Below are 23254 nucleotides of genomic sequence, written 5' to 3' on the forward strand. Positions count from 1 at the left end.
TCGTGCGGCCGGCGTACGGGTTCAGCGGGCCTGGCACGAGGGGCACCAGAAGAGGCGACGGGCCGCCACCTCCCGCTCGGCCACCGGGGTCCCGCAGCGCAGGCAGGGGCGGCCGGTGCGGTGGTAGACGTACCACCGCCCGGCCTCGGGATCGTCCGGCGGAAGAGGGTCGGGGACGTCCTCGAGGTCGACGGTGGTGATGAAGCCGGTGTCCACGCCGTACTCCATGAGGGGGCGCAGGTCCTCCCAGATGGCCCGCAGCCGCTCCTCGCTGACACGGTTGCCGGCCCGGAAGGGCGAGACGCCCACCCGGAAGAGGGTCTCGGCCCGGTAGATGTTGCCGGCACCGGAGATGACGGCCTGGTCCATGAGCAGCTCGCCGATGCTCTTGCGCCGCGAGCGCGCCTTGGTCACGAAGGCCTCCACGTCGGCGTCGGCGCGCAGCGGGTCGGGCCCCAGCCGACGGCGCACGGCGGCCACGCCCTCGGCGTCCAGCAGCTCGCAGGCCGCCGGCCCCGTCAGGTCGGCCACCCCGTGCCGGCCCAGGAGCCGAAGCCGCACCGCACCGCGCGGCTCGGGCGGCTCCCACTCATAGGGATCCGGGCCGAGGTGAGTGGGGCGGCTGTCGGTTCCCTGAGTGCCGACGGCGTCGGAGGCCCCACCGCTCAGCCCGGCCAGGGCGGATCCTCCCCCGCCCTTGAGGGCGTGCTCACCGCGTTCACCCACACGCCGGCGGGGTGCTCCGATGGCGTGGGGCGCGGTGAACTCGCGGTCGCCGTCGAAGGTCCACGAACCGTAGAGGCCCAGGTGGATCCGCAACCAGGTGACGGAGGCGTCGTCGAGGGACATGTCGGCGCGAGACCCGAAGGGCAGGAAGAGGTGCTTGCCGTGGGCCTGGCTGCCCAGGAGCACCTGGCCGTCCAGGCGGCTCGCCCCGTCGGCGAACCGCCCCTGCGGGGAGGAGGCGTGCAGGTTCTGCCCACCGTAGAGCTCGTCCAGGGCGGCGGCGAGCCGGTGGATGGTGTGGCCCTCCGGCATGCGGCGGCCCGGTCAGGCCCCGGCGGGGGTGATGCTGGGGGCTCCGGAGGGACCTCCGGCAGGGGCGACGCCGTCGTGGATACGCATCTCGTAGTCGGCGAGCTGGGCGATGCGGCGCACGTGGCGCTCGTCCCCGCTGAAGGGCTCGGCGAGGAAGGCGTCGATGATCGCCAGGCCCGCGCCCAGGTCGTGCATGCGCCCGCCCAGGGCAACGACGTTGGCGTTGTTGTGCTGCCGGGCCAGCCGAGCGGTCTCGATCGACCACGCCAGGGCCGCACGCACCCCGTCAACCTTGTTGGCGGCGATCTGCTCTCCGTTGCCGCTCCCCCCGAGAACGATGCCGAGGCTTCCGGCGTCGGCCACCACGGCCTCACCGCAGGCCAGGCAGAACGCGGGATAGTCGTCATCTGGGTCGTAGGAGTGGGCTCCGTGGTCGATGACGTCGTGCCCCTCCTCCCGCAGGTGCTCGATCACCGCGCCCTTGAGATCGAAGCCGGCGTGGTCGGAGGCGATATGGATGCGCATGGACAGGATTGTGCCTCACGCGAACAGCGCTTCGCACCAGGAGAGCGTGAGCGTCGTCAATACGCCCGGCGGGGGCGGACCGGGTTAGCGTGTCCGTTATGACTGACGCCTCGCCGACCTCTTCGCCCGATCCTTCCTCTGACGTCTCACCCGGCTCCGAGGACGCGGTTCTCGCCGGTGTCCTGGAGACGGCCACCACTGATTCCTCCATCCGCCCCCAGGACGACCTGTTCCGTTTCGTCAACGGCGGCTGGCTCGCCACCGCCAAGATCCCGGCGGACCGTCCCAGCAGCGGCGCCTTCACCGCCCTGCGCGACGAGGCCGAGGCGGCCTGCCGCCAGATCGTCGAGGAGCTCGCCGACGCCTTCTCCACCGTCCCGCCGCAGGAGGTCCCCGAGGTCCTGGCCACGAACCGGGGCCGTATCGGCGCCCTCTACTCGGCCTTCATGGACGAGGAGCACCTGGAGGAGCTCGGCGCCGCTCCCCTGGCCGAGGAGCTGGCGCCGGTACTGGGCGCCGACTCCAAGAAGGAGCTGGCCAGGGTGCTCGGAGAGATGACGCCGGTCGGCTTCATGGGCGTCGTCGGCGCCGACGTCGAGGTCGACATCAACGACCCGGAGCGCTACACGAGCTGGATCGGTCAGTCGGGTCTGGGACTGCCGGACGAGTCCTACTACCGCGAGGAGGCGCAGGCCCCGCTGCGCCAGGCCTACGTGGCTCATGTGGCCAGGATGCTCGAGCTGGCCGGTCTGACGGGGTCCTTCGGCGCCTCCGGCGAGAGCCTTGCCGAGCAGGTCATGGCCGTGGAGACCGCTCTGGCCAAGGGCCACTGGGACCGCGTCACCTGCCGCGACGTGGAGAAGATGAACAATCCGATGTCCTGGCAGGAGATCGTCGACTCGGCGCCGGACCTGCCCTGGCAGGAGTGGCGCGAGGGAGTTCGTGCAGCGGCCCGGGCCGCCGGCATCGAGCAGACCACGTTCCTCGACGAGGCCATCGTCACCCAGCCCGACTACCTGCCTCATGCGGCCGGCGTCTGGCAGGGGACCGACCTGGCGAACCTCAAGGCCTGGGCCGCCTGGCACGTCGTTCACGGGCGGGCGACGCTGCTCTCACGCGCCTTTGTGGAGGAGAACTTCGGATTCTACGGCCGCACGCTCCAGGGAACCGACGAGCTGCGGGCCCGCTGGAAGCGCGGCGTCGGACTGGTGGAGTCCTGCCTGGGCGAGGCGCTGGGCGAGATCTACGTCGAGCGGTACTTCCCGCCGTCGCACAAGCTGGCGATGGAGGCCCTGGTGGGCCGACTCATCGAGGCCTACCGCCAGTCCATCTCCTCACTGGAGTGGATGAGTCCCGCCACACGGGAGCGCGCCCTGGACAAGCTGGCGCTGTTCACCCCCAAGATCGGCTACCCGGTGCGCTGGCGGGACTACTCCGCCGTCGAGGTCACCCCCGGGGACGTTCTGGCGTCGGTGCGCAGCGTGGAGCGGGCCGACATGGCCTACTCCCTGAGCAAGCTGGCCAAGCCGGTGGACCGCGACGAGTGGCACATGACGCCGCAGACGGTCAACGCCTACTACAACCCCACGATGAACGAGATCGTCTTCCCCGCCGCGATCCTGCAGCCGCCCTTCTTCGACCCGCAGTCCGACGACGCCGTGAACTACGCGGGTATCGGCGCCGTCATCGGTCACGAGATCGGCCACGGCTTCGACGACCAGGGGTCGACCTTCGACGGCACCGGGAAGGTGAGCGACTGGTGGACCCAGGAGGACCGAGAGGCCTTCACCGAGCGCACCCGGGCGCTCATCAGCCAGTACGACGCCTACACGCCCGAGGTCGTCACCGCCAAGCACGAGGCCGCGGGCACGGCGGAGTCGGAGATCCCCCACGTCAACGGCGCCCTGACCATCGGGGAGAACATCGGTGACCTGGGCGGCCTGGGAATCGCCCTCAAGGCCTACGCCCTGGCCCTGGCCGACGCCGGTATCGACTCCGTGGACCAGGCCCCGGTCATCGACGGGCTGACCGGCATGCAGCGCTTCTTCTACTCCTGGGCGCGGATCTGGCGCTCCAAGAACCGCCCGGACTACGCCGAGCTGCTTCTGACCGTGGATCCGCACTCCCCCGCCGAGTTCCGGTGCAACGGAATCGTGCGCAACGTCGACGCCTTCTACGAGGCCTTCGACGTGGCGCCCGACGACGCCCTGTGGCTGGCTCCGGAGAAACGGGTGTCAATCTGGTAACCGGCCTCAGTATTCGTCCACGATTCATCCGCGCTCGCCGGTTCACCCAGCTTCACCGGGGCGGGTGAGACGAATCACGGCGGTTTAATACTGAGGCCAACGCCTCATTCACAGAAAACGATGGATCCTCCTCACATCGAACGCTAAGGTAGATAACGACGCGGTGACACCCCGACTCACCGGTTGCCACCTATACCCATAGATCTAGGAGTACTCATGCGTCTTGGACGCCCATTGGCCGCCGCGAGCGTGATGACCGCCGTCATCGGCGCCACCCTTACCGCCTCCCCCGCCCTGGCCGACGGCAGCATCAAGTTCGCCGACGACCAGCCCCACACCGTCACCACCACCGACACCGCCTTCGCGGTGTCCGGAACCGGTTGCACCGGCCAGGACGCCACCGTCGGCATCGCCCTGTACGCCCCCGACGGCACCATGTCCACCATCGTGACGGCAAAGCCCGGTGAGGACGGCAGCTGGTCCACCACGCTGAACATTCCCGAGCTCGTCAAGTCGACCGGCGTCGAGGCCAAGACCGACGGCTCGGCCGACGGCTGGACCATTGACGCCGGCTGCCTGGCCTACGGCCAGCCGCAGGGCGGGCAGGCCCAGCACGGCATCGTCTTCGACGACACCGACGTGGAGGGCACCTACAGGGTCGCCACCGACGAGAACAGTGCACAGACCTTCACCATCGACGCCACCGGCTTCTCCCCCAACGAGCAGGTCACCGTGACCCTCGTCGGCAAGGACGACCGGTCCATCACCTACCTGGTCGGCACGCTGGCCGCTGACGCCAACGGCGCGGTGCAGGGCTCCCTGCCCACCCCCTCCGGCGTCGCTGACGGCCAGTACCTGCTGACCCTCGAGGGCGCGCGCTACGGCGAGGGCGGCACGGGCCATCGCGTCATCGTCGTCGAGAACGGCGTCTTCAGGCTTGCCGACGACCCCAGCGGTGACAACGGATTCTCCGGCAACGGAGACAGCACCACCGCCCCGGCGGCCCCTGGCAACAACGGCAGCAACGTGAGCGTCCCGGCCAGCACCGGCGCCACTCAGGCCGCGTCCACCTCCAACAAGCCGCTGGCGCGGACCGGTTCCAACGGTCTGCTCTTCGGCGGCATCGCCGCAGCCCTCGTGGCCATCGGTGGAGGCGCCCTGTTCCTGCGTCGCCGCAAGGCCTGACAGCAACCTCCCAGTATGACTGGGAACACTTCCCGCCGGGGACACGGCACCGTCGTGCGCCGTGTCCCCGGCGGTCTTGTCGTACCCGCCGACACCGCACGGCGCATCGACGACCCCACCTGAAACCACGACACTCCCCCGGGGCTGACACACAGAGAGACCATGGACTCCACTGCCGACGACGAGCACAGCGCAGACTCCCCCACCACCTCCGAGCGCCCTGAAAGCGCCGACGACGACATCCCGCGCCTTCCTCAACCACCTCAGCAGCGCCGCCGGGGCCAAGGCCGCAGACAGTGGTCGAAACGCCGAAAGATCACTGTTGCACTGAGCGTCATGATGCTGGTCGCCGGACTTGCTCTGGGGGCCGACGTGGCAGTCCTGGCTCATCGCCCCGCACGCGTCAACGTCGCCATGCTCTCCACGTCATCTGCGGCGGCGGGCGAGACCTGGCTGATCCTCGGGACTGACTCGCGCGCCACCGTGCCGGGAGACCAGAGCCGATACGGCACCACTGAGGAGGTGGAGGGCACACGAGCCGACGTCATCGCCCTAGTACGCCCCTCGCAGACAGGGCTCACCGTCATCAACCTGCCCCGGGACCTCACCATCAACAGCAAGGGCAGGACGCTGGACCGTCTGGCCACCACCTACGTTCCCGGACCGCAGAACACGGTCAACGCCCTGTGCACCGGCCTGGGGATCCCCACCACCCACCTGGTCACCATCGACATGGCCCAGTTCGCCGACATCATCGACTCCCTGGGAGGCGTCGAGGTGGACGTCCCGGAACCGGTGCGGGACGCCTACACCGGACTGAACCTGACCTCTGCAGGCCGCCACAGGCTCACGGGCATCGACGCCCTCGCGCTCGTCCGCTCCCGGCACCCGGAGATCCTGCGCGACGGCAGCTGGGTTCCCATGAGTGAGGCCGACGGCGCCCAGCGCCGCAGCGAGTCCACCGTCAAGGTGATGCAGGCAGTACTGTCCGCCGTCGGGCAGAAGTCCCGTAACCCTCTGGCACTGCGTCACATAGCGCACACCGTCGCCGGCAACATCACCCTGGACTCAGGCACCGGGCTCAGCGATCTGGCCGCGCTGGGACGCAGCGCGTCGAAGGCCAGAGCCGCCGGCGACACCACGATCATCGATCTTCCGACAGGACCTCGGGACGAGTCCATCGTCGTGTCACCCACCCAGGAGTCCCGTGACCTGCTGGCCCGTTACGGGTACAGCCCCAAGACCTGCCAGCCGGCGACCTCCTGATCATCCTAGTGTCGGACCGGCGTATTCCTCTCCATCTCAACGTTTCAACGACCTTCCCATGCAATCGCCACCTTTCTCACGTGAGTGAGGACACTATCGGAAGTGCTCGGTATCACATGACACACCCACGCCCCCGCCCTATTCCTCGTTACGGTAGATAACGAGCCGGTGAAGAATCGGATCGCCGGCAGCCATCGTTCCCCGCAACCTAGGAGGACACATGCGTCTTGGACGTCCTTTGGCCGCAGCGAGCGCAGTGGCCGCAATGACCGGGGCCTCGCTCATCGCCTCCCCGGCTCTCGCCAACGACTCAAACCGGAACAGCCCGAGCAGTCCGAGCAGCTCCAGCAGCCCGAGCGCCCCGGCCACTCCGAGCAGCTCCAGCACCCCGCCCCCCCAGCCAGACCCCCTCGGCTCCCGGCAGCTCCAGTGAGACCGGTTCGTCGGGCAGCAGCTTCAGGATCACCCAGGAGAAGACCTTCGTCTCCGCCAGCACCAACACCTCCTTCACCGTCTCCGGCACCGGCTGCACCGGGCAGCAGGCGACCGTCGGCATCGCGCTGTACGCCCCGGACGGAACCGCCTCCGACGTCGTCAAGACCGAGGCGGCCTCAGACGGCAGCTGGACCGCTGACCTCGACCTGGCGGCTCTCATCAAGTCCATCGGCTCCTCCGCGTCCACCACCACCGACGGGTGGACCATCGGCGCCGGATGCATGACCTACGGCGGCAAGACGGAGACGGCTCAGGCGACGACTCAGCAGCAGACTCAGATCTACTTCGACGACACGCGCATCACCGGCTCCTACGAGGTCTCCGCCCGCGCCGAGAGCCAGTCCCAGACCTTCACCTTCAACGCCCAGGGCTTCTACGCCAGCGAGACGGTGACCGTCCTGCTCAGGAGCAAGAGCGACTCCAGCATCACCTACACCCTCGGGGAGCTGACGGTTGACGCCAACGGCAACCTCCAGGGCAACCTGCCCGCGCCCACCGACGCGGCCAACGGCGAGTACCTGCTGATTCTCACCGGCTCCCACCACAGCGAGACGGCCACGAGCCAGACCGTCACCACGGTGACCAACCACACCTTCACCATCGAGAACTCCGAGCGCTCCACCAGCGAGGGCCAGACCACTGAGAACAACGGTGGCGGCAACAACAACGGTGGTGGTAACAACCAGGCCAACGGTGACTCCTCGGAGAACACCGAGCGCTCCACCACCGAGAACAACGACGGCGGTGACAACCAGGCCAACGGAGGCGGCGACAGGGCCAACTCCGAGCGTTCCACCAGCGAGCGGGAGAACTCCGAGCGCTCGACCAGCGAGAGCCAGAACAGCCAGAACACCGAGCGCAACGGCTCCGCGAACAACGCAGGAAGCAACAGCCAGGCCAGCGGGGAGACCCAGGCCAACGGCAACAGCCAGGCCAACGGTAGCGGGGAGGCCCAGGCCAACGGCAAGGCTGCCAACAACAACCAGGGGGGCGGCGAGAACAAGGCCGCAGCCGACCAGCAGGTCAACAACCGTACCGAGGGTGACAAGAGCGCGAGCACAAGCGCGAAGGAGTCCTCCTCCGACACCAAGGCTGCCGGTACGAACACCAACGACAGCGGCAGGTCCCTGGCGCACACCGGTGCGAACGGCATGATCTTCGGCGGAATCGCCGCACTCCTCGTGGCGATCGGAGGGACGGTCCTGTTCCTGCGCCGCCGCAACAAGGCCTGAGCCGCTCTCAGCCGATCTCCTGTTCCTGAACTCACGGGAACTGTCTCCGGCGCCGGGGAGATGACACGCAGTGTGTCGTCTCCCCGGCGTCGTCGTGCACCCGCGGACCCTCCCGCCTGAGACAAGAAGGTGAGACAATCGCCCGGCGCCGCACGAGGCGCATTTCCCCTTCAGACAGGAGTTCCTATGCCCGGTCAGAACCTGACTCGTCTCGAGGCCGCCGAGCGCAGCGCGACAGTGCGCACCCGGAGCTACGACGTCGTCCTCGATCTCACGCGCGGTGAGAAGGTCTTCGGATCCTCCACCACCGTACGGTTCACGGCCACGCCGGGATCCTCCACCTTCATCGACCTGATCGCCCCCGCCGTCCACTCCATCACTCTCAACGGCCGTACCCTCGACCCCGCCGAGGTCTACGAGGACTCCCGGATCGCACTGACGGAGCTGGCCGCGGACAACGAGCTGGTCGTCGTCGCCGACTGCGCCTACATGCACACCGGGGAGGGCCTGCACCGCTTCACCGATCCGGCCGACGGCGAGACCTACCTCTACAGCCAGTTCGAGGTGCCCGACTCCCGGCGGGTCTTCGCCGTCTTCGAGCAGCCCGACCTCAAGGCCTCCTTCACCTTCACCGTCACCTGCCCGGCAGGCTGGACGGTGCTGTCCAACTCCCCCACCCCCGAGCCGACCCCGGCTGAGGCCTCCGACGGCTCCGGAGACGCCCACACCTTCGCCTTCGCCCCCACTGAGCCGATGAGCTCCTACGTCACGGCGATCGTCGCCGGCCCCTACGTCGGAGCCACCGACGAGTACGTGGCGGGCGACGGGCGCACCGTGCCGCTGGGCGTCTACTGCCGCAAGAGCCTGGTCGAGCACATGGACTCCGAGGAGATCCTGGACCTGACCAAGCGCGGCTTCGCCTACTACGAGGACCTGTTCACAACCCCCTACGCCTTCACCAAGTACGACCAGATCTTCGTACCGGAGTTCAACGCCGGGGCGATGGAGAACGCCGGCTGCGTCACCCACCGCGACGACTACATCTTCCGCTCCCGGCCCGTCGAGGCCCGCGTGGAGCGGCGAGCCGTCACCATCCTGCACGAGCTGGCCCACATGTGGTTCGGCGACATGGTGACCATGACCTGGTGGAACGACCTGTGGCTCAATGAGTCCTTCGCCGAGTTCACCTCCACCCTGGCCACCGCCGAGATCACCCGGTGGAACCAGGCCTGGACGACCTTCCAGACCCTGGAGAAGGGATGGGCCTACAACCAGGACCAGCTCAGCTCCACCCACCCCGTGGCCGCCGAGATCAACGACCTGCACGACGTCGAGGTGAACTTCGACGGCATCACCTACGCCAAGGGGGCCTCGGTGCTGGCCGCGCTCGTGGGCTACGTGGGCAGGGACAACTTCTTCGCCGGTATCCAGCGCTACCTGGCGGCGCACGCCTACGCCAACGCTGAGCTGGGTGACCTGCTCCGTGAGCTGGAGGCGGTCTCGGGCCGCGACCTGAGCTCCTGGACCCGGCTGTGGCTCCAGGAGGCCGGAGTGACGACCCTGCGCACGCAGATCACCACCGACGCCGAGGGCGTCATCACCCAGGCGGCCATCCGCCAGGAGATCCCGAGCGGATCGCCTGCCTCCCTGCGCCCGCACCGGGTGGCGATCGGCTGCTACAGCCTGACCGGTCAGGGCCCCGAGGCGCGCCTGGAGCGCACCGGCCGCGTCGAGCTCGACGTCGACGGCGAGCTGACGCAGGTCCCCGAGCTGGTCGGCACCGAGCGGGCCGACGTCCTCGTCCTCAACGACGACGACCTCACCTACGCCAAGGTCCGCCTCGACGAGACCTCACTGTCCTCCGGGCTGGCTCACATCGAGGCCTTCACCAAGTCCCTGCCCCGCTCGATCGTCCTGGCCTCGGCCTGGGACATGGTGCGCGACGGCGAGCTGGCCGCCTCCCGTTTCCTTGAGGCGGCCTTGCAGGCCCTGGACGTGGAGGAGCACTCCTCGGTCATCCAGGGGCTCCTGGGTCGGATCACCACCTGCCTGTCCGGCTTCCTGCCCCCAGCCGTGCGGCGCGATCTCGCCCCATCAGCTGCCGACCGGCTGCTGGAGCTGGCTCGGGCGGCCCAGGCCGGAGGCGACAAGCAGCTCCAGCTGGTGCGGGCCCTGGCCGCTCACGCTGTCACCGGTGAGCAGCTCGACGTCGTCGCCGGCCTCCTGGAGGGCACTGAGGTGCTTGAGGGCCTCGACGTCGACCAGGACCTGCGCTGGGACCTGCTGACCGGGCTGGTGGCCGCCGGTCGTGGTGGACAGGAGCAGATCCGTGCCGAGGAGGCTCGGGACCGCACGACCACGGGGCGTGAGCGCGCTGCCGAGGCCCGCGCCGCCATCCCGACACCGGAGGCGAAGGAGGCCACCTGGCGGGCGCTCGTCGATGACGCCTCCATGCCCAACGAGACCCAGGTGCGCGTGCTGCGCGGGCTGGCCAACGTCGAGCGTCACCCCGAGCTGCTGGTGCCCTTCGTGGGCGCGTACGTGGAGGCCATTGACACCGTGTGGTCCTCGCGCACCTTCCACATGGCGGAGAACCTGCTGACCGGCCTGTGGTCCTGCGCCACGGTGGGCCTGGAGGGCTCAGACCCGGCCGCTGCCCTGGAGGGCTGGCTGGACTCCCATGCTCAGGCGCCGGCCGCTCTGCGGCGGATCGTGCGTGAGAACCTCGACGACACCCTGCGCGTGGCCAGGGCTCAGGCCGCCGAGACCGCCGGTCGCCAGTAGCCGTTTCGAGCCGCGTCACCACGCCACGGCGGCCGGGGGCGGGCACGTCATGACGTGCCCGCCCCCGGCCGCTTCAGTGCTGCCCGCCAGCAGCGTCAGTGCCGACGCGGCTCCGCGGGCTCCTTGCCCGTGGACCTGGCGGCGGCGGCCTGCGCGGCGGCGAAGGCGTCGACGTCGTCGTCCTCACGCCCCGGAGTCTTGAAATTGAACCTGACGATGAGGAACCGGAAGAGGAAGTAGTAGATGACGGCGTAGACCAGGCCCATGATGATGATCATGACCGGCCCCTGGAGCACTCCTCCGGAGAGCTCGGAGGACTTGCCGAAGTTGAGCAGGTAGTCGATGCCGCCGGCGGAGAAGGCGAAGCCGTCCTTGGCGCCCAGGAGGTTGGCGATCGCCAGGGAGGACCCGGTCAGGACCGCGTGGATGGCGTAGATCGGGAAGGCCACGTAGGCGAAGGCGTACTCGAGGGGCTCGGTGATCCCGGTGATGAAGGCGGTCAGGGCCACCGAGATCATGAGGGCGCCGGTCGCCTTGCGCTTGGCGGGCTTGGCCGTGCGCCAGATCGCCAGCGCGGCGGCGGGCAGCGCGAACATCATGATCGGGAAGAAGCCTGTCATGAAGCTTCCGGTCCACGAGTTCGAGCCGCCCACCCCTTGGAAGAAGCAGGTGATGTCGCCGTGCGCAGTGCCTCCCGACGCCGTCTGGCAGGATCCGAGCTGGAACCAGGGCACGGAGTTGAGCAGGTGGTGCAGGCCGAGGGGAATGAGCAGCCGGTTGACGGTGCCGAAGACGAAGACCGCCAGCGCGCCACCGACGCCTTGGGAATTTCCGGCATCCATGAGCCAGCCGCCGAGCTGGTCGTTGATGAGCCAGTTGAAGGCCGGGTAGAGCGCCGACATGACCAGGGCGATGACGAGCGCCGCGCCGGAGGTGATGATCGGGACGAAGCGGCGCCCGCCGAAGAAGGCCAGCCAGTCGGGCAGCTTGACGCGGTAGTAGCGCTGCCAGAGCAGGGCGGCGGCGACGCCGATGACGATGCCGCCCAGGACACCGTAGTTGATGGAGGTCTGGGTGGGAACGTCGCAGAGGTTGACGCCGTGGTTCCAGGGTCCCACCTGGGTGATCTTGTCCTTGGCGGGATCAAAGCCGTGCAGGCACTCGAGGGTCTCACGGCTCAGGGGCTCGGGCTTGCCCATGACAATGGGCGACATGACCCACGTGACGGCCTGGTAGATCAGGTAGCCGAACAGAGCGGCCACCCCGGTGGACCCGTCGGCCTTCTTGGCGAAGCCCACGGCGACGCCGACGGCGAAGATGAGGGGAAGGTTGTCGAAGACCGCCCCGCCGGCCGCCGCGAAGACATCGGCGACGGGCTGGATCCAGGACAGCCTCCTGGCGAGACCCTCGGCTCCCAGCATGTCTGCCTGCCCCAGCCGCACCAGCAGCCCCGCCGCCGGGAGCGTGGCGATGGGCAGCATCAGGGATCGTCCCAGCCTCTGAGCAACGGCGAAGGCGCCTCGCGTCTTCTTCTTGTCTGACATGATGTTCTCCAGCTCGGGATCAAGCGGCAGCACTGCCGCGTCAGAGATTGTCACCATGACGGTGGTAGTCGGGACGGATCAGCACCGAACACGTCTGGACCAGTACAACCAGAAAAACCGATAGACCCTTCAATGTCAAGCACTGAGTGCGGTCTTCGGCCATAATGAGAGGAGTCGACGCGACGGAGCGCAAGCAGTGGTCGCGACCAGCTCGCCTTTCTGGCCGCCTCCACCCACTGTCAACCAGGGGAGCCCCATGCCCAAGAAGCCAGGCAAGAGACCGGCGAAGTACGTCATCGTGCGCAACCACCTCCTGGAGCTCATCAGGAACGGGTTGGCCAGCGGCAGTCCGGTCCCCTCCGAGCGAGAGCTGTGCGAGCAGTTCGAGGTCTCCCGGATGACCGTGCGCCAGGCCATCGACACCCTCGTGGTCGACGGGGTCCTGGAGCGCCATCAGGGCAAGGGGACGTTCGTCTCCCCTCCAAAGCTCGACCTGCAGGTTCGACTGACCTCCTTCACCCAGGAGATGCAACGTCGCGGGATGGAGCCCGGAGTCGTCATGCTGCAGGCCGAGACCGTCCCCGCCAGCGACACCGTGGCGGAGGCGCTCGAGCTCGAGACGCAGGCCAAGGTCCACCACCTGCGCCGTCTGCTGACCGCCAACGCCGTCCCCATGGCCATTGAGGAGAACTGGATCCCTGCCGCCCTCCTCCCCGACCTGCTGCGCACCAGCCCGAACTTCTCGGTCTACGCCGAGCTGACCCGGGCCGGGCTGGCCCCGCAGTGGGGCGAGGACATGATCGAGGCCCACGCGGCCACGGCCCAGGAGGCCGCCCTGCTGTCCGTCCAGGAGAACGCCCCCACCCTGGACATCACCCGGCGCACCTTCCACGAGCACTGCGCGATCGACTACTCGCGCACCCTGTTCCGGGCCGACCGCTACACGCTGTGGGTACCGGTGGCGGCCCCCAAACCGGCCTTCCGCCCCGCTCGCCAGCAGCCGTGAGAACCAGTCGCTGATCAGCACTGGACATGCCCATGGCGACCTGTACCATAGAGTACTGGTATGGACCACTAGTCCGGTATCGGCGACGGGGCCGCACCGACAGCGCCCCCTCTCCTTCCTGACCACCCACCCCGGCACCACCCCATCCGAGCCCGGCACCTGCCCGGCAGACCCAGGAGGAACCCATGTCCCAGGCACAGAGCATCGTCGACGCCCTCGGCGGATTCGACAACATCGTCGAGATCGAACCCTGCATCACCCGCCTGCGCTGCGAGCTGGAGGACGGATCCCTCGTGGACGAGCCCGCCCTCAAGGCGGCGGGCGCGCACGGGGTCGTCAGGCTCGGTGAGATCGTGCAGGTCGTTGTCGGCCCCAACGCCGATACGATCGCAGAGGACATCGAGGACCTGCGGTGAGTCTGGCCGTCCGGTCCCCGGTGGCCGGCGTCGTCGTGGATCTCGACGACGTGCCCGACCCCGTCTTCTCCGGCCGGATCGTCGGCCCGGGGGTGGCTGTCGCCCCGGAGCGCGCCACCGGTGACGACGTCAGCGCCCTGGCTCCGATCAGCGGGACCATTGCGAAGATCCACCCGCACGCCTACGTCATCACCAGCGGTGACGGCCGCAGCGTCCTGGTCCACCTGGGTCTGGACACCGTGAGCCTGGGAGGCAACGGCTTCACCCTTCTGGCCAGTGAGGGCGAGGCGGTCGACGCGGGTCAGCCGGTCATCACCTGGTCCCCCGACCGGATCGAGGCCCATGGGCTCAACCCGATCGTCCCCGTCATCGCCCTGGAGGGCGACGAGTCCACGATGGAGCCGAGGCCGCCCGGCCACAGGGTCGCAGCCGGAGACGCACTCGTGACCTGGGCGTAGGGCCCGACGCGTTCCGGCTTCATCCGGTTTCGCCGGTACGTCGTGGCGTCAGCCGCCAGTGAGGCGGCTGACGCCACGACGTCTCATCGGCTCTGGGACGAGCCGGTTGCCGGCTGATTCAGTCCCGTGGGGTCATCTCATCGCGCACGACCGACAGCAGGCTGCCCAGGCGGGCGTTCTCGGGCAGGTCATCGACCAGGACGACCTCGCCCGCGCCGTCGGCCAGGGGGATCCGCCAGTTGGGGTACTCCTGGTCGGTGCCGGGCTGGTTCTGAGCACGCCGCTCCCCCACGCCGTCGACCAGGGCGATACCGACCAGCACCGAGGGGGTACGCGCCACGTAGCGGTGCAGCGCCTCAACCACCTGGCGCTCGGTGGGGGCGTCGCCCAGCAGACCGTGCTCGCGCAGCCGGGCCGTCATCCGGTCGCGCTCGATGCGCGCCTCGGTACGCACCTGCTCGACCGGCTCGGTGAGCAGGCCGAGACGCTCACGCAGCTCGACGTGCTCGTCGGCGAGGTAGCCGGCGGTCGGAGGGAGGTCGTGGGTGTTGACCGTGGACAGAGCCAGGTGGCGGTAGTCCTGAGGCTGGAGGGGCCAGCCGTCGTGCTGCTTCTCGAACCACAGCACACTGGTCCCCAGCACCCCGCGGCTGGCCAGGTAGTCACGGGCCCAGGGCTCCACGGTCCCCAGGTCCTCACCGATGACGACGGCGCCGGCCCGGTAGGCCTCCAGGAGGACGACGCCGAGCATCGCCTCATGGTCGTACCGCACGTAGGCGCCGCGGTCGGCGCCCATCCCCTCGGGAATCCACCACAGGCGGAACAGGCCGATGACATGGTCCACGCGCAGCGCACCGGCGTGACGCAGCACCGTACGCACCATGTCACGCAGAGGGGCGTAGGCGGTGCGCGCCAGGTACTCGGGGTTCCACGGCGGCTGGGACCAGTTCTGGCCCTGCTGGTTGTACATGTCCGGAGGGGCGCCCACGGTGACTCCGGAGGCGAAGGACTCCGGGTTGGACCACACGTCCGCGCCCTGCGAGTGCACGCCCACGGCGAGGTCGTCCATGATGCCCAGCGCCATGCCCGAGGCCAGTGCCTCGGACTGGGCGCGAGCCAGCTGCTCGTCGACGATCCACTGCAGCCAGGCGAAGAAGTCGATGCGCTCGGCCAGCAGGTGCGCCTCGTTGGCGACGTAGGCGGAGTCCGCCTCGCGCAGTGTGGCGGGCCACGTCTCCAGGGGGCCGTGCTTCTCCACCAGTGCGCTCCACAGGGCGAAGCGCTCCAGCCCCTCGCCCTGCTCGGCGCGGAAGCGCTCGAAGTCGCGCTGACGGGAGTAGGAGCGGCCGGCGGCGAAGATGACCTCGAGGGCCTCGCGCTTGGCCTTCCACACCGCGTCGCGATCGATCGGCTCCGCGCTCAGGTCGCTGTCCTTGACCTCCTCGAAGGCCCACTGCACCAGAGAGCGCTTGGGCCCGGACAGCCGGCCGACCTCTGGGATGTTCTCGGGCCGGATGTAGAGCGGGTTGACGAAGCGGCGGGTGACGGGCAGGTAGGGCGAGGGAGTCATGGGCGCCACGGGCTCGGCGGCGTGCAGCGGGTTGATGAGCAGGAAGTCGGCCCCCTGGTCTCCCAGGAAGGAGGCGAGCTCGGTGAGGTCGTCCGTGTCGCCGGTCCCCCAGGAGCCCCGTGAACGGATCGAGTAGAGCTGGGTCATGACGCCCCAGCCACGATCTCCCAGGCTCTTGGGAAGATCGAGGTGGTTGGGAGTGACGGCCAGGGCCGAGGTCACCGTGACCGTCTCCGCCTGGCCGTCGGTCGGCGGGGCGGCGTGCGCCCCCTGCAGGGCCGCCTGGTCGGTGGAGTCCGAGCCGGGGCTGACCTCGGCGATGAGCCGGTGCCAGCCCAGCGGCAGGTCGGCTCCCAGGATGAAGGAGGCGCGACCGCGCTTGATCCCATCGACCTCCCGAGGCACCGTCCAGTCCTCGGTCTGGGTCAGCTCACGGACCTCGCCGTCCTCGAGCTCGACACGAACCCGTACCTTGGCGCCGTCGGGAACGTAGACGGGAACGGTGGACTCCACGCCACCGCGCGTGACGACGGTGGGCGCCAGCGTCTGGCGCCAAGGAGCGTCCTCGACCTCCCGCAGGGAGCTCTCGATCTCCTCGTCGGTACGGGCACTCACGCCGAGCGCGGTGAGCACGGCTTTGAGCGTGGCGCTTGAGGGCGAGGCAAGGTTGCCGTGGTAGTCCCAGTACTCGGTGGAGACACCATGCGCCTCAGCGAGGTGCTTGAGGCTCTCGGAAGCAGGTACCTGGTCGTCGTTGAACTCGTTCATGTGCGTGGGTCAGCCTTGCGTGAGCAGATGTGCGGTGGAGTGCCGCGGAGCAGGGGTGCGCTCCGCCGTCAACCCTGAGGAGACCAGTGGGTTGGAACGGGACGCAGACGCTAGGAGGACTAGCAGTGTCCAAGTGTGCCCTAGCGGCTGACGGTTGTGCACCCTGCCGCACCGTGTCCGCTGAGGTTTTGCTGCAACTGTTTCACCGCGACGCCCGGGGATCACGCCGATGCCGATGACGAGCCCCGAGGACGTGTGTCCAGGACCGCACAGCCGGTTGGGCGACCGGTTGAGCAACCGGAGGAGAGGACGGTGGGCAGGACCCGCCTAACCGTCATGCGCTCGACACCGTCCGGGCAAGAACATCGCCCGGCCCCAGCACCTGGGTGCTCGAGCCGGGCGAGCTGCCGGCCGTCCGGGGATCCGGGGACGGGGGCAGGGTCGGCAGCGTCAGAGGGAGGCGATCTCCGAGGCGAGAGTGTCCGCCGTCGGGCCGACGACGACCTGAACGACCCTGCCGGAACGCACCACGCCGAAGGCGCCGGCCGCCCGCAGCGCCTCCTCGTCGACCTTCGCCTGGTCGGCGACCTCCACGCGCAGACGCGTGATGCACGGTTCGAGGTCGGTGATGTTCTCCTGGCCGCCAAGACCGGCGACGATATCTGATGCAGTGCTCATGGCTACTCCTTCTCGGTTCCCGTCCTCGCGCAATCCCCGTCTGTCATGCGGTCGGCCGGGCGGCTACGGTCCTCGTGGTCACGATCACTTTATCCCACATCCACGCCGTTCGCGGCGAAGGAGCCGGTCGGGACGCAGGCGGGACGGCGGCGAGGTCGTGGTCAGGCAGGGGCGACGCGGGGAGGAGACAGCGAGGAGAGGAAGAGACTCTGAAGAGGCTCTGATGGGACCGGGGCGACCCCACCGCGCAGGGCACCTCCAGCGGGATCCTTCTCGCTTAGTGACGTTCCCTCACGTAACCTTACGGGAACGCGATAGATGCCTTGACAGCGCTACGGAGGAGATCGTTATTCCCCTGGCGGAAACGTCTCATTCAGGCCGCAGTCGGGGCACAATGAGCGATGATCCCCTTTCGTCTCCGATGAGGAGCACCACATGACAGCGTCCGACACCACTTCCACAACCCTGTCCGGCATCGGTGTGAGCCCTGGCCTTGTGGCCGGCCCCGTCGCCAGGATGGCGCCCCCTATTCCTGAGCCCGAGATCGCTACTCTCGAGCCCAGCCGTGACGTCGAGAAGGAGTGTGAGCGCATCGCGCTGGCGGCTCAGCAGGTCAAGAAGGGCCTGGAACTGTCCGCCGCCGAGGCCAAGGCCGAGGCCCGCACTCTTCTTGAGACCACCGCACAGATGGCGGCCGACCCCACCCTGACCTCGACGGCGCAGGCCATGGTACGGGAGAAGCGCCTGGTCCCCGAGCGCGCCGTGTGGGAGTCCGCGGGGACGCTGGCCACCATGCTGGAGTCCCTGGGCGGATACATGGCCGAGCGCACCCGTGACGTGCAGGACGTGCGCGACCGGATCGTCGCCGTCCTGACCGAGTCCCCCATGCCGGGCATCCCCCGCCTGCCCGAGCCCTTCGTGCTCGTGGCCACGGACCTGGCCCCGGCCGACACCGCGCTGCTGGACCCCGAGAAGGTCATCGCCTTCATCACCTCCGAGGGCGGGCCCACCTCCCACACCGCGATCCTGGCGAGGGCCCTGGGTATGCCGGCCATCGTCGGCACCGGCGAGGAGGTCACCGACGCGCTGGCGGAGGGCGACATCGTCCTGGTGGACGGCACCAAGGGAACCATCACCATCAACCCGTCGGAAGACGCCCTGCGCCGGGCCCGCGAGCTCGCCTCGCGCGTGCGCGTCTTCAACGGCGACGGCGCCACCAAGGACGGTCACGAGGTCCAGCTGCTGGCCAACGTCGGCGATGCAGCCGGCGCCCGCAGCGCCGCGGAGGCCGGAGCCATGGGCATCGGCCTGTTCCGCACGGAGTTCTGCTTCCTCGACCAGCCCGAGGAGCCCACGGTCGAGGCTCAGGTGGAGGCTTATCAGGGAGTCCTGGAGGCCTTCCCCGGCAAGAAGGTCGTCGTGCGCACGCTCGACGCCGGAGCCGACAAGCCGCTGCCGTTCCTGACCGACGCCACCGAGGCCAACCCGGCTCTCGGCGTACGCGCCTACCGGACCACGCGCCGCGACCCCGAGGTCCTCGAGCACCAGCTCGAGGCGCTGGCCAAGGCGGAGGCCGCCACCGAGGCCAAGGTGTGGGTCATGGCCCCGATGATCTCCACTGCCGACGAGGCCAAGGCGTTCACGGACAAGGCCCGCTCCTACGGGCTGAAGACGGCCGGCATGATGATCGAGGTGCCCTCGGCCGCGCTCATGGCGGACAAGCTCTTCGAGCACGCCGACTTCGCCTCCGTGGGCACCAACGACCTCACCCAGTACGTCATGGCGGCCGACCTCCTGCTGTCCTCGCTGGCGGACCTGTCCACGGCCTGGCAGCCGGCCGTGCTGCGCCTGATCGGTACGGCGTGTGAGGGGGCATCCCCCAAGGGACGCCCGGTGGGCGTGTGCGGTGAGGCCGCCGCGGACCCGGCACTGGCCGCCGTGCTCGTGGGCCTGGGCGTCGCCTCGCTGTCGATGACGGCACGCGCGCTGCCGGACGTCGACGCCGTCCTGAAGTCCGTCACGCTTGCCGAGTGCCAGGAGCTGGCAAGGATCGCCATCGCCTCCGCCACCGCAGAGGACGCTCGCGCAGCCGTGCGCGCCCAGCTGCCGATCCTGGAGGAGCTCGGTCTGTGACACTCCCCTATCCCGTCCCCGCCGCCACGGAGGAGCCCCTCGGCTCGGTGACCCGGGTTCTCAGCCTGGTGGCGGGTGACGGGGAGGACGTCTTCACCGGCAGCTCCTTGCCGCAGCTGTCGGGTCGGGTCTATGGGGGCCAGGTGGTGGCCCAGGGCATGCTCGCAGCAGCAGCCACGGTCGAGGACGACGGCGACGGAGAGCGTCTGCCGCACTCGGTCCACGCCTTCTTCATGCGGGGCGGCCAGCCGGACAAGCCGATCAGCTTCGCCGTCGAGCGACTGCACGATGGGAGGTCCTTCTCCCAGCGGCGCACTGCCGCCTCCCAGGAGGGCACACCGATCCTCACGATGCTCACCTCCTTCCAGGAGGAGCAGGAGGGCGCCGACATCCACGTCACCGCCCCCTCGGTCCCCCGCCCCGAGGACCTCACGAGCGCCCTGGAGATCTTCCGCACCATCGACCACCCGGTGGCTCGTTTCCTGGGGCGCACGGCGGCCTTCGACCTCAGGCACGTGGAGGGCAATCTCTACCTGCGCCCCGGCAAGGAGCGGGACAACGTGCAGCACCTGTGGATGCGCTCGCGCAGCCGCATCCCGGAGCAGACCCCTCAGACCGTGCACCGGGCACTGCTGGCCTACGTGTGCGACCAGGTGATGCTGGAGCCGGTTCTGCGAAGCCAAGGCCTGTCCTGGCGCAGTGAGGGCATGAGCCTGGCGACCCTCGACCACACCCAGTGGTTCCACCGGGACGTCGACATGGGCGACTGGCTGCTCTACGTGCAGGACTCCCCCTCCTCGCAGGGCGGCCGCGGGATGGCCCGAGCCCAGGTCTTCGACTCATCGGGCAGGCTCGTGTCGACCATCGCCCAGGAGGGCATGGTTCGCATGCCCACTGACTCCGAGCCCGACGGCGGCTCGGGCCGTTGGCGCGTCCGCATGGGCGAGGGCGACGACGGCAGCGCGATCCCCGGCTGACTCTCTGCACACCCATCTCCATCGTCTCAAACGATTCAAGGCGGTGATTGCTGTGCTACTTACCGTGCTACCGGTTCTCAACGCCATCGCGGCAGCAGTCAGCACGGCGTCGTCACTACTGGTCGTCTTCCGGCCTCACATGATGAGCAAGTCGCGAGAGGTCAGTGCCGGGGAGCGATTCTTCGCCCAGATGTATGCGGCCCGAGCGGTTCCGCTCGGCGTCATCACCGCAGTCGCTCCGTTCACCGTCATCTCAGACATCAGTACCGTGAAGCTGATCCTCGTAGCAGCGATGACGGTCCAGATCATCGACGTCGGCATCGGCATCCGGCGCAGAGAAACAGCGATGATCATCGGTCCGTCAATCGCGGCTGTCATTCACGGTGCCACAGCATGGTTCACTTGAGGTTCCAATCATTTCGAGTGATGATCGCCTCCTTTATCGGGCAGATATGCCCACGCGCAAAGGCTTATTCACGGGTCTGGCCATAGGCGATCCTGCCCGCGGTGGGTACAGGGGACACCGCGTTCAAAGGGGTAACGGAGACGCCGAGTCCGTACCTTGAAGGCTCGAACCGGAGCCTGGCTCCCGAGCGCAACGCTCACGGCGGGACTCAGTGGCCAAGAGTCACCCGGAGGGCCCAGGTCATGCCGCTGTCGTGTCCACAGAAATGACACTGGGGCCTCAGCACCTGGATTCGAGTTGACGGATCGGCGTAATTCCAACGATCGACCAGTGCCGCACCCGCCATGACCGCTTCAATGTCATTTCTGTGGACACCAGAGTCCGCAGACCCATCGCAGTTCAAGAAAGGTAGCGGAGACTGCCATGAATAATCCTCGCAGTACCCTCGACAGCACAGCGCACCTTGGTGCATCGCCTCGAATGATGCATTCTTCTCACAGACAATCGCCCACGCGTTCAACGCCATGGTGGTGAGCCCCGAGGTGAGAGCGTTCGCACGGTTGGCCCACAGCCAGTCGACCGAGGTCGGTCTGCTCGCGAGCAGCATCGATGACTACTTCTCCCTGTGCGACCTGCCCTCCGGGACGTTCGAGCGCGCCTTGCGGCGGGGCCAGGTGATGAGGATGCGACGTGGTTCGGGATGTGGACGTTCCGGTGGCCGCTGTTACTGCACGAGCCCGGGGTGCTACTGGCCTTGATATGGGTGTACCCCACGAGGGCCGGGATCCCGTGCAGTGCGGTTGCACCTTGGCCATGAGCGTCCGAACCTCGTGGAGTAGGTGACTGGGTACGGGGCCTGCAGCTCCCTGCTCCGGCCCGTCAGGTCTGCGACAGCGTCTGCCACCACCTGGTAGCGACTGACGGGGATCTTGCCGACTTTGACCTGCCATCCTGACAGCGGAGGGGGATGGCCATGAGGATCGAGGACTGCAATTCTCCTCCAGGACGTACTGCTCCCGCAGACGACTGCGGTCAGTCCCAAGTCGCCTACGAGAGAACGCAGTCCCCGCGGAGAAAGTACGTTCCCGATCAGGGCCGGCACGCCACCCCGCGGGCTCGTCCTCCGCTGCGCATCTCAATCAGGCCGTAGCAGTCCCAAGGCGCATAGCGAGCCACAGACTCTGAGGTGATTTCAAGGCGTCCCATCAGAGCCGGACGATGATAGTCCCCTGCTCAGGGCAGGTCCGCTCGTGCAACAACGACGGGCCAGTTTGCCCCGGGCTGCGTTGTTGAAACTCGTCGAAGCGGAGCGGCACGCCCCTTGCGGCACGGGGATCAAGGCTGTCCATCGCCTGAATATGGAGCTGGGGCTGCGTGGAGTTCCCAGAGTTGCCGCACCTGCCGATCTGGTCACCAGCACGCACTCGGTCACCGGATGTCACCTGGGGGGAACCTCGCTGAAGGTGCACGAGTCCAATGTAATGAGCACTTTCTGCGGCCTGGATGATGACGTGGTTTCCCAGGATGGCGGCCAGTCCCTGCCGAATTCGCCGGGGCTGGCTCAGCCCGTACGGGATGAGCGTGAGCAACGAGCGACGTGCCTCGTGATCGGGTTCGCCGTCGTGGACGGACACCACCGTTCCCGCCACGGGCGAGTACAGAGGGCGGCCAAAGGCGTAGAAGAGCTCCGGTGGCTCGGTGGCGAAGACCGTGCGCAGGCTGCGCGTGGGGGCGGTGCGTCCTTCATCGTCAACGGCGACGAAGTCGAAGGCGTAGGTGGTGCCGAACAGGTTGGTCCCATGGCTCGGGACGCGGCGTGTGGGGCTGACCTCGGTCAGCCACCCCCCCCATCGAACGGGAGCCTCCCTATGACGCCGCCTTCGGGAATGAGATCTGGTGTCTTCCCACTCATCGCGACACCTCCCAACAGGCGCTCTAAGTACGGTCAATGTTGCCAGGCAAGACGAGTGAGACGCAATCAGGGGCGTTTATTATGACAGTGGCGTCAGCCAACACCTTCGGTGTTGGCTGACGCCACCGCTTGTAACGCTCCCCATCATTTCACGCTACACAGCACACGCCTTGTCCCTGCACACACCTGGATAGATGAACGCATGCGATGTGTTCTCGTTCTTGAGGCCAGGACGGAGGTTCACCGGCTCACCATCAGGAATCGTTTGACTAGGCCCTGAGTAGTAAGAGTTGTAGTAAATAGTCACCGGTACGCCTGACCTGTTCCAGACCGAGGCCACGTTGTTCTTCACGCACTTCCCTCGCCCATTGCCGGTCCCCTTGAACTCATAGCAGTTGGGCTGACTGGCCCCATGGCTGGGAATGGATCCAGCGAAGTCGGAAACTGACCCTTCCCCGTTGCTGTTGTAGTAGATGCAGACCTCCCCGGCGTCACAGACACCGTCCCTCTCAGCGGCGCTTGCCGCCGAGGTCGGAACCAGGAGTGCGCCAGCGGCAAGCAGGAGAAGCGAGCCGGCACTTGCGATGCGGCGAAGCATTGTCGTACCCATGATGA

Annotated in this window: 18 protein-coding genes; 11 read left to right on the forward strand and 7 right to left on the reverse strand. The window is 68.1% G+C overall.

Annotation, left to right across the window (positions count from 1 at the left end):
- Nucleotides 1-21: 21 nt before the first annotated feature.
- Nucleotides 22-1038: an Fpg/Nei family DNA glycosylase gene (locus tag EL340_RS06245; RefSeq protein ID WP_126413891.1), complete on the reverse strand. Its 1017-nt coding sequence runs from the start codon at nt 1036-1038 to the stop codon at nt 22-24.
- 12 nt (nt 1039-1050) lie between these two features.
- Nucleotides 1051-1563 carry a ribose-5-phosphate isomerase gene (locus EL340_RS06250; RefSeq protein ID WP_126413892.1) on the reverse strand — a complete coding sequence of 171 codons (513 nt, stop codon included), beginning with the start codon at nt 1561-1563 and terminating at the stop codon, nt 1051-1053.
- 98 nt (nt 1564-1661) lie between these two features.
- Between EL340_RS06250 and EL340_RS06255 the strand changes: the two genes are divergently transcribed.
- From EL340_RS06255 to pepN, 5 genes are all read left to right on the forward strand, one after another.
- Entirely contained in the window at nt 1662-3809 is a 2148-nt protein-coding gene (locus EL340_RS06255) for a M13 family metallopeptidase (RefSeq protein ID WP_126413893.1), read from the forward strand.
- Nucleotides 3810-4025: 216 nt separating this feature from the next.
- Nucleotides 4026-4994: an LPXTG cell wall anchor domain-containing protein gene (locus EL340_RS06260; RefSeq protein WP_126413894.1), complete on the forward strand. Its 969-nt coding sequence runs from the start codon at nt 4026-4028 to the stop codon at nt 4992-4994.
- A 162-nt stretch (nt 4995-5156) separates the two neighbouring features.
- Entirely contained in the window at nt 5157-6260 is a 1104-nt protein-coding gene (locus EL340_RS06265; protein ID WP_126413895.1) for an LCP family protein, read from the forward strand.
- 716 nt (nt 6261-6976) lie between these two features.
- Nucleotides 6977-7987: an LPXTG cell wall anchor domain-containing protein gene (locus EL340_RS06270; RefSeq protein ID WP_232023249.1), complete on the forward strand. Its 1011-nt coding sequence runs from the start codon at nt 6977-6979 to the stop codon at nt 7985-7987.
- A 186-nt stretch (nt 7988-8173) separates the two neighbouring features.
- Complete coding sequence (gene pepN / locus EL340_RS06275; RefSeq protein ID WP_126413896.1) at nt 8174-10771, forward strand: aminopeptidase N; 2598 nt, start codon at nt 8174-8176, stop codon at nt 10769-10771.
- A 95-nt stretch (nt 10772-10866) separates the two neighbouring features.
- Here the strand turns inward: pepN and EL340_RS06280 are convergent, their stop codons facing one another.
- Nucleotides 10867-12315: a PTS transporter subunit EIIC gene (locus EL340_RS06280; protein WP_126415348.1), complete on the reverse strand. Its 1449-nt coding sequence runs from the start codon at nt 12313-12315 to the stop codon at nt 10867-10869.
- A gap of 256 nt (nt 12316-12571) precedes the next feature.
- On the opposite strand from EL340_RS06280, the gene EL340_RS06285 reads away from it, so the two are divergent.
- From EL340_RS06285 to EL340_RS06295, 3 genes are all read left to right on the forward strand, one after another.
- Complete coding sequence (locus EL340_RS06285; RefSeq protein ID WP_126413897.1) at nt 12572-13321, forward strand: GntR family transcriptional regulator; 750 nt, start codon at nt 12572-12574, stop codon at nt 13319-13321.
- 185 nt (nt 13322-13506) lie between these two features.
- Nucleotides 13507-13737: a PTS sugar transporter subunit IIB gene (locus EL340_RS06290; RefSeq protein ID WP_126413898.1), complete on the forward strand. Its 231-nt coding sequence runs from the start codon at nt 13507-13509 to the stop codon at nt 13735-13737.
- A complete protein-coding gene (locus tag EL340_RS06295; protein WP_126413899.1) occupies nt 13734-14195 on the forward strand; it encodes a PTS sugar transporter subunit IIA in 462 nt (153 codons plus the stop codon). Before EL340_RS06290 ends, EL340_RS06295 begins: the two co-directional genes overlap by 4 nt.
- Before the next feature lie 118 nt (nt 14196-14313).
- Here the strand turns inward: EL340_RS06295 and malQ are convergent, their stop codons facing one another.
- Together malQ and EL340_RS06305 are read right to left on the reverse strand one after the other, a co-directional pair.
- Complete coding sequence (gene malQ, locus EL340_RS06300) at nt 14314-16533, reverse strand: 4-alpha-glucanotransferase (protein WP_126413900.1); 2220 nt, start codon at nt 16531-16533, stop codon at nt 14314-14316.
- 450 nt (nt 16534-16983) lie between these two features.
- Nucleotides 16984-17211, reverse strand: a complete 228-nt coding sequence (locus EL340_RS06305; protein ID WP_009232324.1) for a PTS sugar transporter subunit IIB — start codon at nt 17209-17211, stop codon at nt 16984-16986.
- A 435-nt stretch (nt 17212-17646) separates the two neighbouring features.
- Here EL340_RS06305 and ptsP point away from each other — a divergent pair, with 435 nt between their 5' ends.
- From ptsP to EL340_RS06320, 3 genes are read left to right on the forward strand one after another with little or no spacing between them, the layout of a single operon-like run.
- Nucleotides 17647-19344, forward strand: a complete 1698-nt coding sequence (gene ptsP, locus EL340_RS06310; protein ID WP_126413901.1) for a phosphoenolpyruvate--protein phosphotransferase — start codon at nt 17647-17649, stop codon at nt 19342-19344.
- Complete coding sequence (locus EL340_RS06315) at nt 19341-20321, forward strand: acyl-CoA thioesterase (RefSeq protein ID WP_126413902.1); 981 nt, start codon at nt 19341-19343, stop codon at nt 20319-20321. The genes ptsP and EL340_RS06315 overlap by 4 nt, the downstream gene beginning before the upstream one ends.
- Before the next feature lie 52 nt (nt 20322-20373).
- A complete protein-coding gene (locus tag EL340_RS06320) occupies nt 20374-20727 on the forward strand; it encodes a hypothetical protein (protein ID WP_126413903.1) in 354 nt (117 codons plus the stop codon).
- 1205 nt (nt 20728-21932) lie between these two features.
- Here EL340_RS06320 and EL340_RS15920 read toward each other — a convergent pair.
- Nucleotides 21933-22376 carry a M23 family metallopeptidase gene (locus EL340_RS15920; RefSeq protein ID WP_408608569.1) on the reverse strand — a complete coding sequence of 148 codons (444 nt, stop codon included), beginning with the start codon at nt 22374-22376 and terminating at the stop codon, nt 21933-21935.
- Nucleotides 22377-22793: 417 nt separating this feature from the next.
- Entirely contained in the window at nt 22794-23249 is a 456-nt protein-coding gene (locus EL340_RS06335; protein WP_197722357.1) for a peptidase inhibitor family I36 protein, read from the reverse strand.
- Between the last annotated feature and the right edge of the window lie 5 nt (nt 23250-23254).

The sequence above is a fragment of the Actinomyces viscosus genome (genome assembly GCF_900637975.1).
Taxonomy (GTDB): Bacteria; Actinomycetota; Actinomycetes; order Actinomycetales; family Actinomycetaceae; genus Actinomyces; species Actinomyces viscosus.

Bases quoted from the DNA above. Each gene is read 5' to 3' on its own strand.
- EL340_RS06245 (WP_126413891.1), bottom strand. From the start codon at position 1,038: ATGCCGGAGGGCCACACCATCCACCGGCTCGCCGCCGCCCTGGACGAG.
- EL340_RS06250 (WP_126413892.1), bottom strand. From the start codon at position 1,563: ATGCGCATCCATATCGCCTCCGACCACGCCGGCTTCGATCTCAAGGGC.
- EL340_RS06255 (WP_126413893.1), top strand. From the start codon at position 1,662: ATGACTGACGCCTCGCCGACCTCTTCGCCCGATCCTTCCTCTGACGTC.
- EL340_RS06260 (WP_126413894.1), top strand. From the start codon at position 4,026: ATGCGTCTTGGACGCCCATTGGCCGCCGCGAGCGTGATGACCGCCGTC.
- EL340_RS06265 (WP_126413895.1), top strand. From the start codon at position 5,157: ATGGACTCCACTGCCGACGACGAGCACAGCGCAGACTCCCCCACCACC.
- EL340_RS06270 (WP_232023249.1), top strand. From the start codon at position 6,977: ATGACCTACGGCGGCAAGACGGAGACGGCTCAGGCGACGACTCAGCAG.
- pepN (WP_126413896.1), top strand. From the start codon at position 8,174: ATGCCCGGTCAGAACCTGACTCGTCTCGAGGCCGCCGAGCGCAGCGCG.
- EL340_RS06280 (WP_126415348.1), bottom strand. From the start codon at position 12,315: ATGTCAGACAAGAAGAAGACGCGAGGCGCCTTCGCCGTTGCTCAGAGG.
- EL340_RS06285 (WP_126413897.1), top strand. From the start codon at position 12,572: ATGCCCAAGAAGCCAGGCAAGAGACCGGCGAAGTACGTCATCGTGCGC.
- EL340_RS06290 (WP_126413898.1), top strand. From the start codon at position 13,507: ATGTCCCAGGCACAGAGCATCGTCGACGCCCTCGGCGGATTCGACAAC.
- malQ (WP_126413900.1), bottom strand. From the start codon at position 16,533: ATGAACGAGTTCAACGACGACCAGGTACCTGCTTCCGAGAGCCTCAAG.
- EL340_RS06305 (WP_009232324.1), bottom strand. From the start codon at position 17,211: ATGAGCACTGCATCAGATATCGTCGCCGGTCTTGGCGGCCAGGAGAAC.
- ptsP (WP_126413901.1), top strand. From the start codon at position 17,647: ATGACAGCGTCCGACACCACTTCCACAACCCTGTCCGGCATCGGTGTG.
- EL340_RS06335 (WP_197722357.1), bottom strand. From the start codon at position 23,249: ATGGGTACGACAATGCTTCGCCGCATCGCAAGTGCCGGCTCGCTTCTC.